Here is a 13,721-nt window from a genome sequence, read left to right as displayed (position 1 = left end):
TAATTTCTGCTGAATCAAATGAAGAAAAAGCAAGAGAACGAAATCGTCCTTCCACCAGGCAGGGTCATGAAATTTTTTTCGCCACGCCCATTCATATTGACGGCCTTGCTGGCATGCGGCCTGGCTGCCCAGCCGGCCAACGCCACTATCTACTGGTTTACCGACGAGGATGGCGTCGCACATTTCAGTAACGTACCCACGGATAAACGCTATGTTCCATTTACGGCGGCTAACGACGCCGTAGCCCGGAAAACAATTCCCGGTACCCGTGACAGGCGCTCTGACAAGCTGGCCAGGGTTCAGTATGGCGCCATCATCGAAGAGATCGCCAGGATTTACGCCCTGGAAAGTGCGCTGGTACATGCCGTGGTTTCCGCGGAATCGGCTTACAACGCCATGGCGGTGTCGAAAAAAGGTGCGGCAGGCCTGATGCAGCTCATGCCGGATACCGCGCGGCGATATGGCGCCACCGACCGTTTCGATCCCGTGCAGAATCTTCACGCAGGTACCCGATATCTGAGCGACCTGCTGAAAATGTTCAACGGCAATGTAAGCCTGGCGCTGGCTGCTTACAATGCGGGGGAGAACAATGTCGTCAAATATGGAAATCAAATTCCACCGTTTCAAGAGACCCGGATGTATGTGCCCAAGGTACTGGATCTCTATCGCAAATATCAGGTCAGCATGAAGCTGCCTCAGATACGGCGAGGGATCTAAAAGTGCGGGCAATTAACAGAGAGGCTGCGAATCAGAAACAATCAAGGATCGATCGTGGTTTCGCTCAGCGAATAACCCAGAAATAATTGGTTTCCGGCACAGGTAGTCATATCGCTCGGGATTATCCTCATTTCTTCGGCATATACAGATCAGTAATCGACCCTTCCGCAATTTCGGCGGCAAAAAAGACGGTTTCAGACAGGGTGGGATGCGGGTGGATGGTGAGACCAATATCTTCCATATCCGCGCCCATTTCAAGCCCCAGCACCGTTTCGGCGATCAGCTCGCCGGCGTTAACCCCCACGATGCCAGCACCAAGAATACGGCGGGTCTTTTTGTCCAGCAGCAGTTTGGTCAGCCCTTCGTCGCGCGCCATTGCGATCGCGCGGCCGCTCGCTGCCCAGGGAAACACTGCTCTTTCGTACTCGATGCCTTGCTTGCCGGCTTCGGTTTCGGTCAGGCCCATCCAGGCGATTTCCGGATCGGTGTAGGCCACTGACGGGATGGCGCGTGCATCGAATGCCGCCTCTTTTGTGTGTTCCCCACCCGCGATGATTTCCGCGGCAAGCTTGCCTTCGTGCGAGGCTTTGTGCGCCAGCATAGGCTCGCCGCAAATATCGCCAATGGCGAATATGTGCGGCACGTTGGTGCGCAACTGCTTGTTTACCGGGATGTAGCCGCGCTCATCCACTGTGACCCCGGCACTTCCCACACCGATATCGCGGCCATTGGGGCGACGCCCCACTGCCATTAGAATGCGATCATAAAGCTGCGGTTCAGGTGCCGGAACAGCATCGGATGCGCTTTCGAATGTGACACTCAAGCCATCCTCTTGCGCCTCGATCCGGGTAACCCTGGTTTTCAGGTAAATCGCTTCGTAGCGTTTCTGTATGCGCCGATACAACGGCTTGACGAGATCCGCGTCCGCGCCGGGGATCAACTGATCCATCAACTCCACCACACTGATTTTGCACCCGAGCGCGTCATAAACGGTCGCCATTTCCAGGCCGATAATGCCCCCGCCAATGATGAGCATGCGCTGCGGAATATCGTCCAGTTTCAGCGCGCCAGTCGAATCCATGAGTCGCGGATCATCATACGGGAAGCCGGGAATACGCGCCACGCTGGATCCCGCAGCGATGATACAGGACTCGAAAGATACGGTTTTCAGGCCATCGGATGTCTCCATCTGGATCATATTGGGTGACGTGAATGTGCCCTTTCCTTGTACCACGCGCACCTTGCGCTGCTTCGCCAACCCTGCCAGTCCCTTGGTGAGTTTACCCACTACGGATTCCTTCCAGGTCCGCAGCTTATTGAGTTCTATGGCGGGCTTGCCGAAAACGATCCCCTGACGCTCCGTTTCCTCCGCCTCCGTGATGACCTTCGCCACGTGCAGGAGTGCCTTGGAGGGAATACAGCCGACATTGAGGCACACACCGCCAAGGGCGGGGTAACGCTCGATCAGGACCACCTTCTTGCCCAGGTCGGCGGCGCGAAATGCAGCCGTGTAACCGCCCGGCCCCGCACCGAGTACCACGATATCGGCATGAATATCACCCTGCGGAATATCAGGAGAGGGCTTAACCGGCGCAGGTGCTGAAGCCACCCCCGCAGGGGACTCGAGAGCAGGTACAGATGATGAAACGGGCGCTTTAACCGGCTCAGCCGGTTTCGCTGCTGTTTCCAGCACAAGTATGATCGTCCCCTCCGAAACCTTATCGCCGATCTTGACCTTGACCTCCTTTACCGTGCCAGCTTGAGGCGCGGGAATCTCCATCGTCGCCTTGTCGGTTTCCAGCGTGATAAGCGATGTTTCCTTTTCCACCGTATCACCCGGCTTCACCAGCAGTTCGATAACGGGAACATCCGTGAAATCTCCGATATCAGGGATTTTTATTTCGATCAACTGAGTCATAGCAAACTTTATGTAGGGAAGAAACCGAGCTCTCTTAACCTCTTGGCTTTCTTTGTTGGAAATATTTATTGCCTGATCTGTTTTATTGCCTGATGTGTCCGTCGCCCAGCACAATGAATTTCTGGCTGGTCAATCCTTCCAGTCCCACCGGACCCCGCGCGTGAATCTTGTCGGTGGAGATGCCGATTTCCGCACCGAGGCCATATTCAAACCCGTCGGCGAAGCGGGTGGATGCGTTTACCATTACCGAACTGGAATCGACCTCGCGCAGGAAACGGCGAGCGCGGCTGTAATCCTCGGTAATGATTGAATCGGTATGCTGCGAGCCATAAACGGCGATGTGCTCGATGGCCTGATCCAGTCCGCTAACCACTCGCACACTCAGGATCGGCGCCAGATACTCGGTGTGCCAATCCTCTTCCGTCGCCTCATTCATTTGCGCCACGATGGCACGAGATAGCGCATCGCCCCGCAACTCCACTCCCTTGTCGAGATAGATTTTGCACAACGGAGGCAGCACTTTCCTGGCGATGGCTTCATGTACCAGCAGCGTTTCCATGGTGTTGCAGGTTCCATAGCGCTGAGTCTTGGCGTTGTCGGCAACGCGAATGGCCTTATCCAGATCGGCTCCGTCATCTATATAAACGTGGCATACGCCATGCAGATGCTTGATGACCGGAATGCGCGCTTCATCGGAAATACGCTCGATCAACCCCTTGCCGCCACGCGGCACGATCACGTCGACGAACTCTTTCATGGTGATGAGCTCTCCCACTGCGGCCCGGTCAGTGGTTTCGATCACCTGGATCGCAGTCTCGGGCAATCCCGCAGCTTTCAATCCTTCCTTTACGCATGCCGCGATGGCCTGGTTACTATGGATCGCTTCCGATCCGCCGCGCAGTATGGCGGCATTACCCGCCTTGAGGCATAATCCCGCGGCGTCCGCCGTCACGTTCGGGCGCGCTTCGTAAATGATGCCTACCACGCCAAGCGGCACGCGCATTTTTCCTACCTGTATGCCGGTGGGGCGGAAACTCAGATCGCTGATCTCACCAATCGGATCCGCCAGGGCGGCAATTTGCAACAGGCCTTCCGCCATGCCGGCAATACCTTTGGAGGTAAGCGTTAAACGGTCAATCAGGGCCGCATCCAGTCCTCTGGCTTTCGCGCTTTCCACATCCCGCTCGTTCGCGGCCAACAGCTCCTGCTCATCGCGTTTGATGGCCATCGCCATTAGGGTGAGCGCCTGGTTTTTGGCGGCTGTTTCGGCTGTGGCGATGAGGCGCGATGCGCTGCGAGCCTCGCGCCCTATTGATTGCATATAAGTTTTTATGTCGATGATATCCATATCCCGTTTCCGCTTAGACAATGAATCGGCTCACTCATGACTGATATAGGCTGTCACCGCTTGCCTGCCACAAAACGCAATCCCAGCTGCATCAATTCGTCCCACGCGTCCCCTTGCGCAACGCCCTTGCTGATCCTGTCTATTTTCGCGGTATGCAACAAGGCCTGCACCAGCTGCTTCGCCCGGAGGCGGCTGACTGCACTTTCCACAATTTTCTGTTGATCTCCCCATACCCGGGCTTGATTCATGAGTTGCATGAGTGACTTGCCTGAATCCCGTCCTTTCAGAATGATAATTAGCGAGCGAATCTGTCCCGCGAGGGTGGAGACAATAAACGGCAATGCCGTACCCTCGCCCTGCAAGCCTTCCAATATCCGGGCATACCGCACGGTATCCGCCGCCATCATCGCATTAGACAGTTTGAAAACGTCGTAACGCGCCACATCCAGCACCGCGTCCTTCACCTGATTGAAAGACAATATTCCCGCCGGGTAGAGCAGCTCAAGTTTCTTGAGCTCCTGGTGGGCCGCAAGCAGGTTGCCCTCCACCTTGTCCGCAAGAAATTGTAATGTCTCGGGTTCGGCGTTTTGCTCCTGCATTTCAAGCCGCTGACCTATCCATGCGGGCAAACGGTTACGCTCCACCGGAAGGACTGGAATCATCACACCCGATTTTTCAAGCGCCTGAAACCATTTTGCCGCCGAACCCTGCTTATCGATTCTGGGCAGGGTGACGAGCGTGAGGGTGTCGGGCGGCAGTGCACGGCAATACGCTTCTATCGCCGCACCGCCTTGAATCCCCGGTTTGCCGGACGGGATACGTATGTCCATTATACGGCGTTCCCCGAACAGCGAAAGGCTACTGCTGCTCTGGCGCAAGGCAGCCCAATTGAAATGATGATCTACCGTGAAGATCTCCCGCTCGATATAGGCCGCCTGACGCGCCCTGGCGCGTATTAAATCGGCGGCCTCGATAGCCAGTAGCAACTCGTCGCCAAACACCGTGTAGAGCGGTGCAAGCTGTGCCTGAAGATGCCGGGTAAGTTGCTCGGGATTGATTCGCATGATTCTAAACTATTACCTGAATCCGGCACTTGGACCGCGCTGCGGAGGACAGGATTATTTGGTTGCCGCTATTTTCACCGACTCCAGCCGCCGCAAGATTTGCTGCGCGGAGTCGCTTTGCATTTCCCTGACCAGCATCGCCTCTTCGCCCTCCTTTGCCACGACCTGCGCGTCTGTAAAGGGAATGATGCGACGCAGGGCAATCTCATTGGTGGGAATGAGGTCTACTCCTTTGGCGTCATAGAGGCGAAAAGAAACCCGATAACGCAATTCGAACTCGCGCACCCTTCCGCCTCCCGATACCGACATGATTTGTTTGTCATTCACTACACTGATGATATCCAGCGTGGCTTGTGCATCTTTCGCCTTATCAACCACACGCGTGGCGGTACCGGCCTGAATAAGACGCCTGACATCGATGCCAATAGGATGCCCCACAGGAAAGGAAACATAAATGGTCTCAAACGGCAGCGAAGCCTGGCCACGCAACTGGAAGCCGCATGCGGTGAGCACGAAACACAATGCAACCAACAAGATATTTTTCATGGTTAAATCCTCAAGTGTGATGCCTAGTTTTCACACAACGATATTCACCAGCCTGCCGGGCACCAGTATCACCTTCTTTATTGTCTTTCCGGCGATGAATTTCTGTACTTGACCGTTTTCCGCCACCGTACGTTCAATCACTTCTCGCCTGGCATCTTTGGCGACACGTATCTGACCGCGTAGTTTACCGTTGACCTGCACCACCAGCTCAATTTCATCCTGCACCAAAGCTGTGCTATCGGCTTGCGGCCATGGTTGATCGAGGAGCTCGGTGCCCGGTTTGAGTTCGCGCCACAGCGCATGACAGATATGAGGAACGACGGGCGACAGCAGCAATATGATTTTCTCCAGCGATTCCCGCATCAAATTGCGCGCTGCCGGGCTGGAATCTTCAAGTTTTCCGAGAGCGTTCATCAGTTCCATCACCGCCGCGATGGCGGTATTAAAAGTGTGGCGCCTGCCCAGGTCATCGCTCACTTTGGCGATGGTCTGGTGCAGCTGAAAACGCAAGGCCTTGAGCTCAAGGTCAACATCGCCACCTTGCGCTGGATCGTCCGCGGGCACATCTTGCCGCAAATGCTCATACACCTGTTTCCACAACCGTTTCAAAAAGCGGAATGCGCCGTCCATTCCGGTATCCGCCCATTCCAGCGTCTGCTCCGGCGGGCTGGCGAACATCATGAACAACCGGGCGGTATCGGCGCCATATTGCTCCACCAGTTTTTGCGGATCAACACCATTGTTTCGGGATTTCGACATGGTACCGATGCCACCGGATTCAACCGGTTGACCATCCGCGCGCAGCAGCGCGCCGGTGCGCCTGCCTTGCTCGTCCGTCTGAATATCCACGTCCGCCGGATTGAAATAGGTGATGCGTCCGGTTTCGGTTTTGCGAAACATGATCTCATTCAGCACCATGCCTTGCGTCAGCAAGTTGGCGAACGGTTCGTCGAATTTTACCAGACCCAGATCGCGCATGACTTTGCTCCAGAAGCGGGAGTAGAGGAGATGCAGAATAGCATGCTCGATACCGCCGATATATTGATCCACGGGCAACCAGTAATTCACGCGCGCATCGGTCATGGTAGCGGCCATAGTCTTGTCCTGGCCGGTGCAGGCATAACGGATGTAGTACCAGGAGGAATCCACGAAAGTATCCATGGTATCCGTCTCCCGCCGTGCGGGCTTGCCGCAGGCGGGGCAGGAACATTCGTAAAATGACGGGTTTTTTGCCAGCGGATTGCCCGTACCGTCCGGCACCAGGTCCTCCGGAAGCACCACGGGAAGCTGGTCATCCGGCACCGGTACCACGCCGCAGGTATCGCAATAAATCAGGGGAATGGGACAGCCCCAGTAACGTTGGCGTGAAATACCCCAATCGCGCAAGCGATAGCGCACGTGTTTTTCGCCCAGCCCTTTCTGTTCCAGCGCCGCCGCAATTGCATCCACCGCCGCCTGGAATTCAAGGCCGGAGAATTCGCCTGAATCAAAAGTCACACCGTGCTCCACATACGCCTGTGTGAGGGGACTTGCCAGATCACGGTCACCCGGCTTGATCACCGGCCTGATGCGCAGCGAATATTTTGCCGCAAACTCGAAATCGCGTTCGTCATGGGCCGGAACAGCCATTACCGCTCCTTCGCCGTAGCCCATCAGCACATAATTAGCGATCCATACCGGGAGCTTCGCCTCGGTCAGCGGGTGAATGACAAACAGCCCGGTGTTCATTCCTTTCTTTTCCTGGGTGGCGAGTTCCGCTTCCATGGTGGCGCCATGCTTGCAGGCTTCAATGAATTCGGCAAGCTTTGGATTGCCTCGTGCGGCGTATAGCGCAACGGGATGCTCGGCTGCCACGGCAACGTAGGTTACGCCAAGCAGCGTATCGGCACGGGTGGTAAAAACTTTCAGCGCCTGCGGCATGCCGGAAAGGATGTCTGCGGGGAAGATAACGTCGACACCAAAACTCTTGCCGATCCAGTTGGCCTGCATGGTCTTGACCCGTTCCGGCCAGCCGGGCAGGACATTCAGTGTTTCCAGCAGTTCGTCGGCATAAGCGGTAATCTTCATGTAATACATCGGGATCTCGCGCTTTTCCACCAGCGCCCCGGTGCGCCAGCCGCGCCCATCTATTACCTGCTCGTTGGCCAGCACGGTCTGGTCGATGGGATCCCAATTAACAGTGCCGGTCTTTCTATAGGCCAATCCTTTTTCCAGCATTCGCAGAAAAAGCCACTGGTTCCAGCGGTAATAGTCCGGCGCGCAGGTGGCGAGCTCGCGGTCCCAGTCTATGGCCAGTCCCAGACTCCGCAACTGTTTGCGCATGTAAGCGATGTTGTCGTACGTCCACCGCGCGGGAGGGACATTGTTTTGTAGCGCCGCGTTCTCCGCGGGCAGGCCGAAAGCGTCCCATCCCATGGGTTGCAGCACGTTATACCCCTGCATGCGGCGATAGCGCGACAGCACATCACCAATGGTGTAGTTTCGCACATGCCCCATGTGCAGCTTGCCGGACGGATACGGAAACATCGACAGGCAGTAATATTTCGGCTTGCCAGCTATCTCAACGGCCTTGAAAGCGGCACTCGCCTCCCAATACCGCTGGGCATCCTGTTCGATTTGCTGTGGATGATATTTTTCCTGCATAAGCCGGATTCGCCATAAAGCTGGGAATTATACCGCGAACAAATACCCCCGGTGCCATCCATGTTGTTTCATTGATGAGGAATTGAAGTTCATGCACCAGCTTCCAGGTGGAGTGATCCCAAACACGCTGCCAGAATTGGCGCGAATCTTTTAACCTCAATCCGGCAACTGGACGGGATGAAGTGTGTGATTTCCGGGTGCAGGTCAAGGCACAACGATGCGGAATGACACGACGCGCAGGGTGGAGCGCGCCAACCCTGATAGATTGCCTTCCAACGGGATGACGCCCTGACGAGTGCCTAGCGGATTACAAGAGTCAGCCTGAAATCTCCACGCAGCAAATTGAGAATGAGGACGTCCTCGCTTGCCTTCAGAACCGCAAGAAGCTCCTGTATCGAGCGTACTTTCCTGCGATTAGCCCCGATGATGACATCCCCCGGCCTGATTCCATGCTGCCAGGCAGGACTGTTGGCATCTACCTCGGTCACCAGCACGCCTTCAGCACGCCCCCGACCCGCCTTGAGATTCGCTACGGTTGCGCCCGCCAGCTGGGGTACCGTTTCCGCCTCGGTACCGGCCACTTCAACCGGCTTGGCGATCTTTACCTTTACGGACAGAGGCTTGCCATCCCTTATCAATCTGAGGTCTATTGTTTCTCCGATCGGCCTCATTCCTACCTTGTTGCGCAAATCGGCGGCATTGCGCACCGCGCGCCCGTTGACTCCCGTTACCACGTCACGTGGCATCAAGCCCGCCTTTTCCGCCGGAGAACCAGGCTCAATCGTGCTGATGATAGCGCCTTCGGTGGATGCCAATCCCAAGGATGATGCGAGATCATGCGTAATATCTTCACTGCTCGCGCCCAGCCTGCCGCGGCGCACCTCTCCAAAGCGCACGATCTGCTCCAGCACCGATTTGACCATCGCACTTGGCACCGCGAAACCGATCCCCACATTGGCGCCAGAGGGGCCGATAATGGCTGTGTTGATACCAACCAGCTCTCCCTTGAGGCTTACCAGCGCGCCGCCGGAATTGCCCGGGTTGATGGATGCGTCGGTTTGTATGAAGTCTTCGTATCCCTCGATGTCGAGCCCGCTCCTGCCCAGCGCGCTGACGATGCCGGAAGTGACGGTCTGTCCCAGGCCAAACGGATTGCCAATAGCGACGACGAAATCGCCCACGTTAAGCAAATCGGAATCACCGAGGCGCAAAGCCCGCAAATTCTTTGCTTCAATTTTCAGCAAGGCGATATCGGTGCCGGGGTCCGTTCCCACCAGCTTCGCCTGAAACTGGCGTCTGTCCTTGAGGGTGACAAGAATCTGCTGGGCATCCTTGATCACATGGAAATTGGTTACAACATACCCCTTGGCTGCATCTACGATCACCCCCGATCCGGCGCTGCGCTCAGGACGGGCTGCCTGGTCAGGGAGTTCAAAAAAGCGGCGAAAAAATGGATCACGAAACAACGGATTGTCTTCGATGGCGGAGCGCGTCTGCACCGAAATATTTACCACCGCCGGCGTCACATCCTGAAGCATTGGAGCCAGCGAAGGAACGCCACTCCTATTATCGAACGGCAGGGCAGAGTGGGCGGGCAACGCTGTCGTCAGCAAAACAAGGAAAACCGTTTTGAATACGACGGATCTGAACGATTTTTTCATCGGATCACGGGGAAATTTCAGTCAACCGAATTGAAGTGCCGAAGTTCAGCCTTTGTTCAAACTCAGGATTTCCGCCACCGTAGGCTCAAATGTTTCCGGGTCAAACGCCTTGTCGCCATCGGCGACAGGTCCGTCTCCCGTCTTGAGTCCACGAAAATCATAGAGTGCGGGATCGGCCAGATGCGAAGGCTGCACGTTCTGCAACGCCGTAAACATCGTTTCCAGCCTGCCGGGGAATTTTTTATCCCACTGTTGCATCATTTCTTTCACCGCCTGCCGCTGGAGATTTTTTTGAGAGCCGCACAGATTACAGGGAATGATCGGAAAACTCTCAATCTGGGCATAGGTTTCCAGGTCTTTCTCCTTGCAGTAGGCAAGCGGGCGAATCACGATATGCCGGCCATCGTCACTTACCAGCTTGGGCGGCATAGTCTTCAGCTTGCCTCCGTAAAACAGATTGAGAAACAGGGTCTCGAGAATATCGTCGCGATGATGCCCCAGCGCGATTTTTGTCGCACCCAGCTCGCCTGCGACGCGGTACAACACTCCCCGTCGCAAACGTGAGCACAGACTGCAAGTTGTTTTACCCTCGGCAATGACGCGTTTCACCACGCTATAGGTATCCTGCTCAACAATGCGGAAAGGCATGTCAATGCTGGTAAGGTATCCGGGCAGCACATGCTCGGGGAAGCCGGGCTGCTTCTGGTCCAGATTCACCGCAATCAATTCGAACGGTAACGGCGCGTGGGCCTGCAAGCTGCGCAGGATATCAAGCAACACGTAGCTATCTTTACCGCCCGAGAGGCACACCATCACCCGGTCTCCCGCCTCGATCATATTGAAATCGGCAATAGCCGTGCCGACAAGACGCCTCAACCGCTTGTGCAGCTTATTAATATTGTGTTGTTCTTTTCTGGACACGATTTCCATCACCCAACCCCTGCTTAATACTCGTTAAGACTTGTTGCTAAAACACCATCCGGAAGACCGGCGATGCTCCACATAAACTCGAAATCAGCTGTGGCTAGATTCTAAGGAAAATTTCCCGGATGGCAACAGCCTGCCGGAAATAAACCGTCTTATCTATGTCACCGCAAGTCTAAACGGCTCATGAATTGTCCTGCCGCTATCAAATTCTTGCCGATCCGGCTCGATCGCGCTTGCTCATGACTAAAAGTCAATATATTACGATTTTTTCTTCTTTGTGGATTTCTTTAACCATGATTATGCTGATGGTCGAAAATTTATGCGCACCGGTTATCCCGTTCCCTGATTATGAATTCCGCTCATTTCCTAATGTGAATATGTTGTTTTCATTTATGAAAATTCCCCTCTACGATGTGCTCGCAGTCTGTTATTTCGTTTAATTGAAATTTAAGGAGTATCTAATGAAATCTCATAAGTTGAAATATTTGTCCCGCATGGTGGTTTTGGTAACTTTTGCCGCTTCGGGTTCTGCGTTTGCTGCATATACCGGTACTGCGGGGAACAGCTCGGTATTGTTTAATGTCTATGAATCCACCAGTGGTTATTCTTTTGCGTTGGATACCGGTCTGCGTAAGGATGACATCAATGCGGCATTTGCAGGCGTCAATTTCAATCTGGCCGCCGATGCAAATTGGACCTCCTTTCTTGCCAATGTAGGTCCGGCCCATTTAGCCGATATCAAATGGAACATCATTGCTGCGGATACAAACTCCGGATCGCTGGATGGGGACCCTGTCAGCTATCTGACCACAGGCCCCTCAACCGGTGTTCCCAATGGCACAACCAACACCCAATTGGGTTCCTGGGGAGGCAATTTTAACTCTTACGTAACTGCGAGTGGTAATGTGGACGCTCCCGGGTTTGTTGGTGGAAACTCCACCCTTCATTTAAAAGAGGGATCCGCTGACTATGCTTCGTTTGAAGTTGCCGAAGGCACCAATTGGAATACCAAGGCCAATTTCAATACAACTGCACGATTGGGCGAAAGCTTGAGTTTCTATGAAATCACCAGAAACGGAACACTCAACCTGAATAAAGTGAATGCGGCTTTACTAGGTACAGCAACGCTGAGCAGCACCGGAGAACTTACCGTATCCCCCGTTCCGGAGGCTGACAGCTGGGCCATGCTCCTGGCGGGCCTGGGGCTGGTGGGCGCCATTGCTCGCCGCCGTTCCAAATCCGCATCCTAGCGCTAAAACTCACCCTCTCGTTGTTGTTCAAACCCCGGCGCTCCCGAGCGCCGGGCCAGGTGCCGCTTCGTCTGAATTAATGGCAAGAACACTCGGCACTCAACTTCTTCTAAAGGAATATTCGAAATGAAACAGAAGCTAAAACATATGGTTGCATCGCTCGGGCTGGTTTTTGCCGGGCATGTCTACGCGGTAGGACCCACCGTCACGCCAGACCTGATCATTTACGCGGGCGGAGGCGCGGAACAAAACAATGTTTTCGAAACGATTGCCAAATCGTTATTTACGCCGGGAACAATCGACTACTACACAGACCAGGCGGATAACTCCAAGGGTAAAGGTTTCCGCGCGGTATATGGGAAGCTGGCAGCAGCGGCGGGCTCGGTGCCAGCCGGTTCGAACGTATTGATAGCGTATCGCTCATTGGGTGGAGCGTTTAACGGGGTAGGCCCGGTAGCTCGTGGTGGACCCCTGACCTATCCCAAGATTATCGGCAATGCGACACTCATCAGCGCGGGAGGCAATCCATCTTACCGGATTACCAATACCGGACTGACAGAGCAAAAATCGCCGGATATCGGTCTGGTAAACGAGGAGATAACGCTTTTCACGGGACTGAATTTGCCTGCCGGAGTTTCCCCACTGACCGCAGCAGAATTGACCCATGTGACATCTCAGCCTCTTTATGACGTCGTCAATGGAATAGCGGTTACTAATAATCTGGCGGTGCAACGGCCCAATGGATTCAGCAAGGCTGAAATCGCCGCTATCCTCGCAGGCAATATTCAGGATTGGAGCCAGTTGGGCCTGCCCGCAGGTCCGGTTGTGCTGATCGACCGGAACTTCGGTTCGGGTGCAAAGGCCGCCGTGAACCAGTATTTCCTGAACGCCCCGGGTGGCGCCGCCTTTGGGGGGACTGTCGATCCAATCAACTTGAATGGTGATGTGGGCGACCCGGTTAACTATAGCGAATACACGGTGCGCACCGAGCCTAGTTCAGGAAACGTTCCCGGCGTGCTGGATGGCGTGTTTGCCAAGGGCAAACGCGCCATCGGTGTGTTGGGCCTGGAAAATCTCCCCACCGCGGCCAGCAATTGGCAATTCACAGCGATTAATGGTGCCAGTGTCGGGACCACGACCTTCAACAAGGCGCAGGCAATCAGCGGCCAGTACGATTATTTCTATCAGGCATCGGTCAACACGCGGAACAGCGCCGTGAATGGTCAGCGATTTAACCAGAGCGGCACTGCCTGGGGCAGCGTGATTAGCGCCTTTATCAACAAAGCACTCGATCCCGCTGTTATCACGACTGTACCGGGCACAATTCTCGATCCCGTTACGTTTCCTGTAACGGGCAATGCGGCCCTTGATGCATTCCGTGCCAAAGGCACACGCTTCGGCAACTCCACCGCTCCGCTGCAATTGGTAGAGTAAGGAAGTCCCCAGCCCTGCGTCCTGCGGGGTTTGATTAGATCCGGCGTCCTGCAGGGTCTTGGTTTGAGTCCCCACGTCCTGTGGGGACTCATTAGTTTTTGATCAGGCAGATGATTCCTAAACCGAATACATCCACCTGCCTGATAAGCGACAGGTTTAGGAATGATCTCTTGAAGAAATTTTTTATTTTATTTGTGATAGTCCGGCACTGGA

The 13,721-nt window shown here is 54.8% G+C and carries 10 protein-coding genes; 3 read left to right on the top strand and 7 right to left on the bottom strand.

What is annotated here, in order from left to right:
• The first annotated feature begins 18 nt into the window (after window positions 1-18).
• On the top strand, window positions 19-717 hold the full coding sequence (locus tag EBAPG3_RS04785) for a lytic transglycosylase domain-containing protein (protein WP_004175053.1): 699 nt from the start codon (window positions 19-21) through the stop codon (window positions 715-717).
• Window positions 718-844: 127 nt separating this feature from the next.
• Here the strand turns inward: EBAPG3_RS04785 and lpdA are convergent, their stop codons facing one another.
• The 7 genes from lpdA to ttcA all read right to left on the bottom strand — a co-directional run bounded on the left by lpdA (window position 845) and on the right by ttcA (window position 10,827).
• Complete coding sequence (gene lpdA / locus EBAPG3_RS04780) at window positions 845-2,635, bottom strand: dihydrolipoyl dehydrogenase (protein WP_004175052.1); 1,791 nt, start codon at window positions 2,633-2,635, stop codon at window positions 845-847.
• 82 nt (window positions 2,636-2,717) lie between these two features.
• A complete protein-coding gene (locus tag EBAPG3_RS04775) occupies window positions 2,718-3,983 on the bottom strand; it encodes a glutamate-5-semialdehyde dehydrogenase (protein ID WP_004175051.1) in 1,266 nt (421 codons plus the stop codon).
• A gap of 53 nt (window positions 3,984-4,036) precedes the next feature.
• The gene (gene holA, locus EBAPG3_RS04770) at window positions 4,037-5,047 is read right to left on the bottom strand and encodes a DNA polymerase III subunit delta (RefSeq protein WP_004175050.1); all 1,011 of its coding nucleotides are present in this window, start codon (window positions 5,045-5,047) and stop codon (window positions 4,037-4,039) included.
• A gap of 54 nt (window positions 5,048-5,101) precedes the next feature.
• Window positions 5,102-5,593, bottom strand: coding sequence for an LPS-assembly lipoprotein LptE (locus tag EBAPG3_RS04765; protein ID WP_004175049.1), 492 nt, complete (start codon window positions 5,591-5,593; stop codon window positions 5,102-5,104).
• 30 nt (window positions 5,594-5,623) lie between these two features.
• Window positions 5,624-8,236: a leucine--tRNA ligase gene (gene leuS / locus EBAPG3_RS04760; protein ID WP_004175047.1), complete on the bottom strand. Its 2,613-nt coding sequence runs from the start codon at window positions 8,234-8,236 to the stop codon at window positions 5,624-5,626.
• Between the two features lie 299 nt (window positions 8,237-8,535).
• Entirely contained in the window at window positions 8,536-9,897 is a 1,362-nt protein-coding gene (locus EBAPG3_RS04755; protein WP_040851264.1) for a DegQ family serine endoprotease, read from the bottom strand.
• 45 nt (window positions 9,898-9,942) lie between these two features.
• Window positions 9,943-10,827: a tRNA 2-thiocytidine(32) synthetase TtcA gene (gene ttcA, locus EBAPG3_RS04750; protein ID WP_004175043.1), complete on the bottom strand. Its 885-nt coding sequence runs from the start codon at window positions 10,825-10,827 to the stop codon at window positions 9,943-9,945.
• A gap of 458 nt (window positions 10,828-11,285) precedes the next feature.
• Between ttcA and EBAPG3_RS04745 the strand changes: the two genes are divergently transcribed.
• Together EBAPG3_RS04745 and EBAPG3_RS04740 are read left to right on the top strand one after the other, a co-directional pair.
• Complete coding sequence (locus EBAPG3_RS04745) at window positions 11,286-12,074, top strand: FxDxF family PEP-CTERM protein (protein WP_004175040.1); 789 nt, start codon at window positions 11,286-11,288, stop codon at window positions 12,072-12,074.
• A gap of 126 nt (window positions 12,075-12,200) precedes the next feature.
• Window positions 12,201-13,508 carry a substrate-binding domain-containing protein gene (locus EBAPG3_RS04740; protein WP_004175038.1) on the top strand — a complete coding sequence of 436 codons (1,308 nt, stop codon included), beginning with the start codon at window positions 12,201-12,203 and terminating at the stop codon, window positions 13,506-13,508.
• Window positions 13,509-13,721: the final 213 nt, after the last annotated feature.

The sequence above is a fragment of the Nitrosospira lacus genome, from assembly GCF_000355765.4.
Classification (GTDB): domain Bacteria; phylum Pseudomonadota; class Gammaproteobacteria; order Burkholderiales; family Nitrosomonadaceae; genus Nitrosospira; species Nitrosospira lacus.
The sequence above is the reverse complement of the archived record's forward strand: the minus strand, read 5'-3'. Positions and strand labels throughout refer to the sequence as shown.

Excerpts from the sequence above, each read along its gene's own strand:
- EBAPG3_RS04785 (WP_004175053.1), top strand. The coding sequence starts at position 19 with ATGAAGAAAAAGCAAGAGAACGAAATCGTCCTTCCACCAGGCAGGGTC.
- lpdA (WP_004175052.1), bottom strand. The coding sequence starts at position 2,635 with ATGACTCAGTTGATCGAAATAAAAATCCCTGATATCGGAGATTTCACG.
- EBAPG3_RS04775 (WP_004175051.1), bottom strand. The coding sequence starts at position 3,983 with ATGGATATCATCGACATAAAAACTTATATGCAATCAATAGGGCGCGAG.
- holA (WP_004175050.1), bottom strand. The coding sequence starts at position 5,047 with ATGCGAATCAATCCCGAGCAACTTACCCGGCATCTTCAGGCACAGCTT.
- EBAPG3_RS04765 (WP_004175049.1), bottom strand. The coding sequence starts at position 5,593 with ATGAAAAATATCTTGTTGGTTGCATTGTGTTTCGTGCTCACCGCATGC.
- leuS (WP_004175047.1), bottom strand. The coding sequence starts at position 8,236 with ATGCAGGAAAAATATCATCCACAGCAAATCGAACAGGATGCCCAGCGG.
- EBAPG3_RS04755 (WP_040851264.1), bottom strand. The coding sequence starts at position 9,897 with ATGAAAAAATCGTTCAGATCCGTCGTATTCAAAACGGTTTTCCTTGTT.
- ttcA (WP_004175043.1), bottom strand. The coding sequence starts at position 10,827 with ATGGAAATCGTGTCCAGAAAAGAACAACACAATATTAATAAGCTGCAC.
- EBAPG3_RS04745 (WP_004175040.1), top strand. The coding sequence starts at position 11,286 with ATGAAATCTCATAAGTTGAAATATTTGTCCCGCATGGTGGTTTTGGTA.
- EBAPG3_RS04740 (WP_004175038.1), top strand. The coding sequence starts at position 12,201 with ATGAAACAGAAGCTAAAACATATGGTTGCATCGCTCGGGCTGGTTTTT.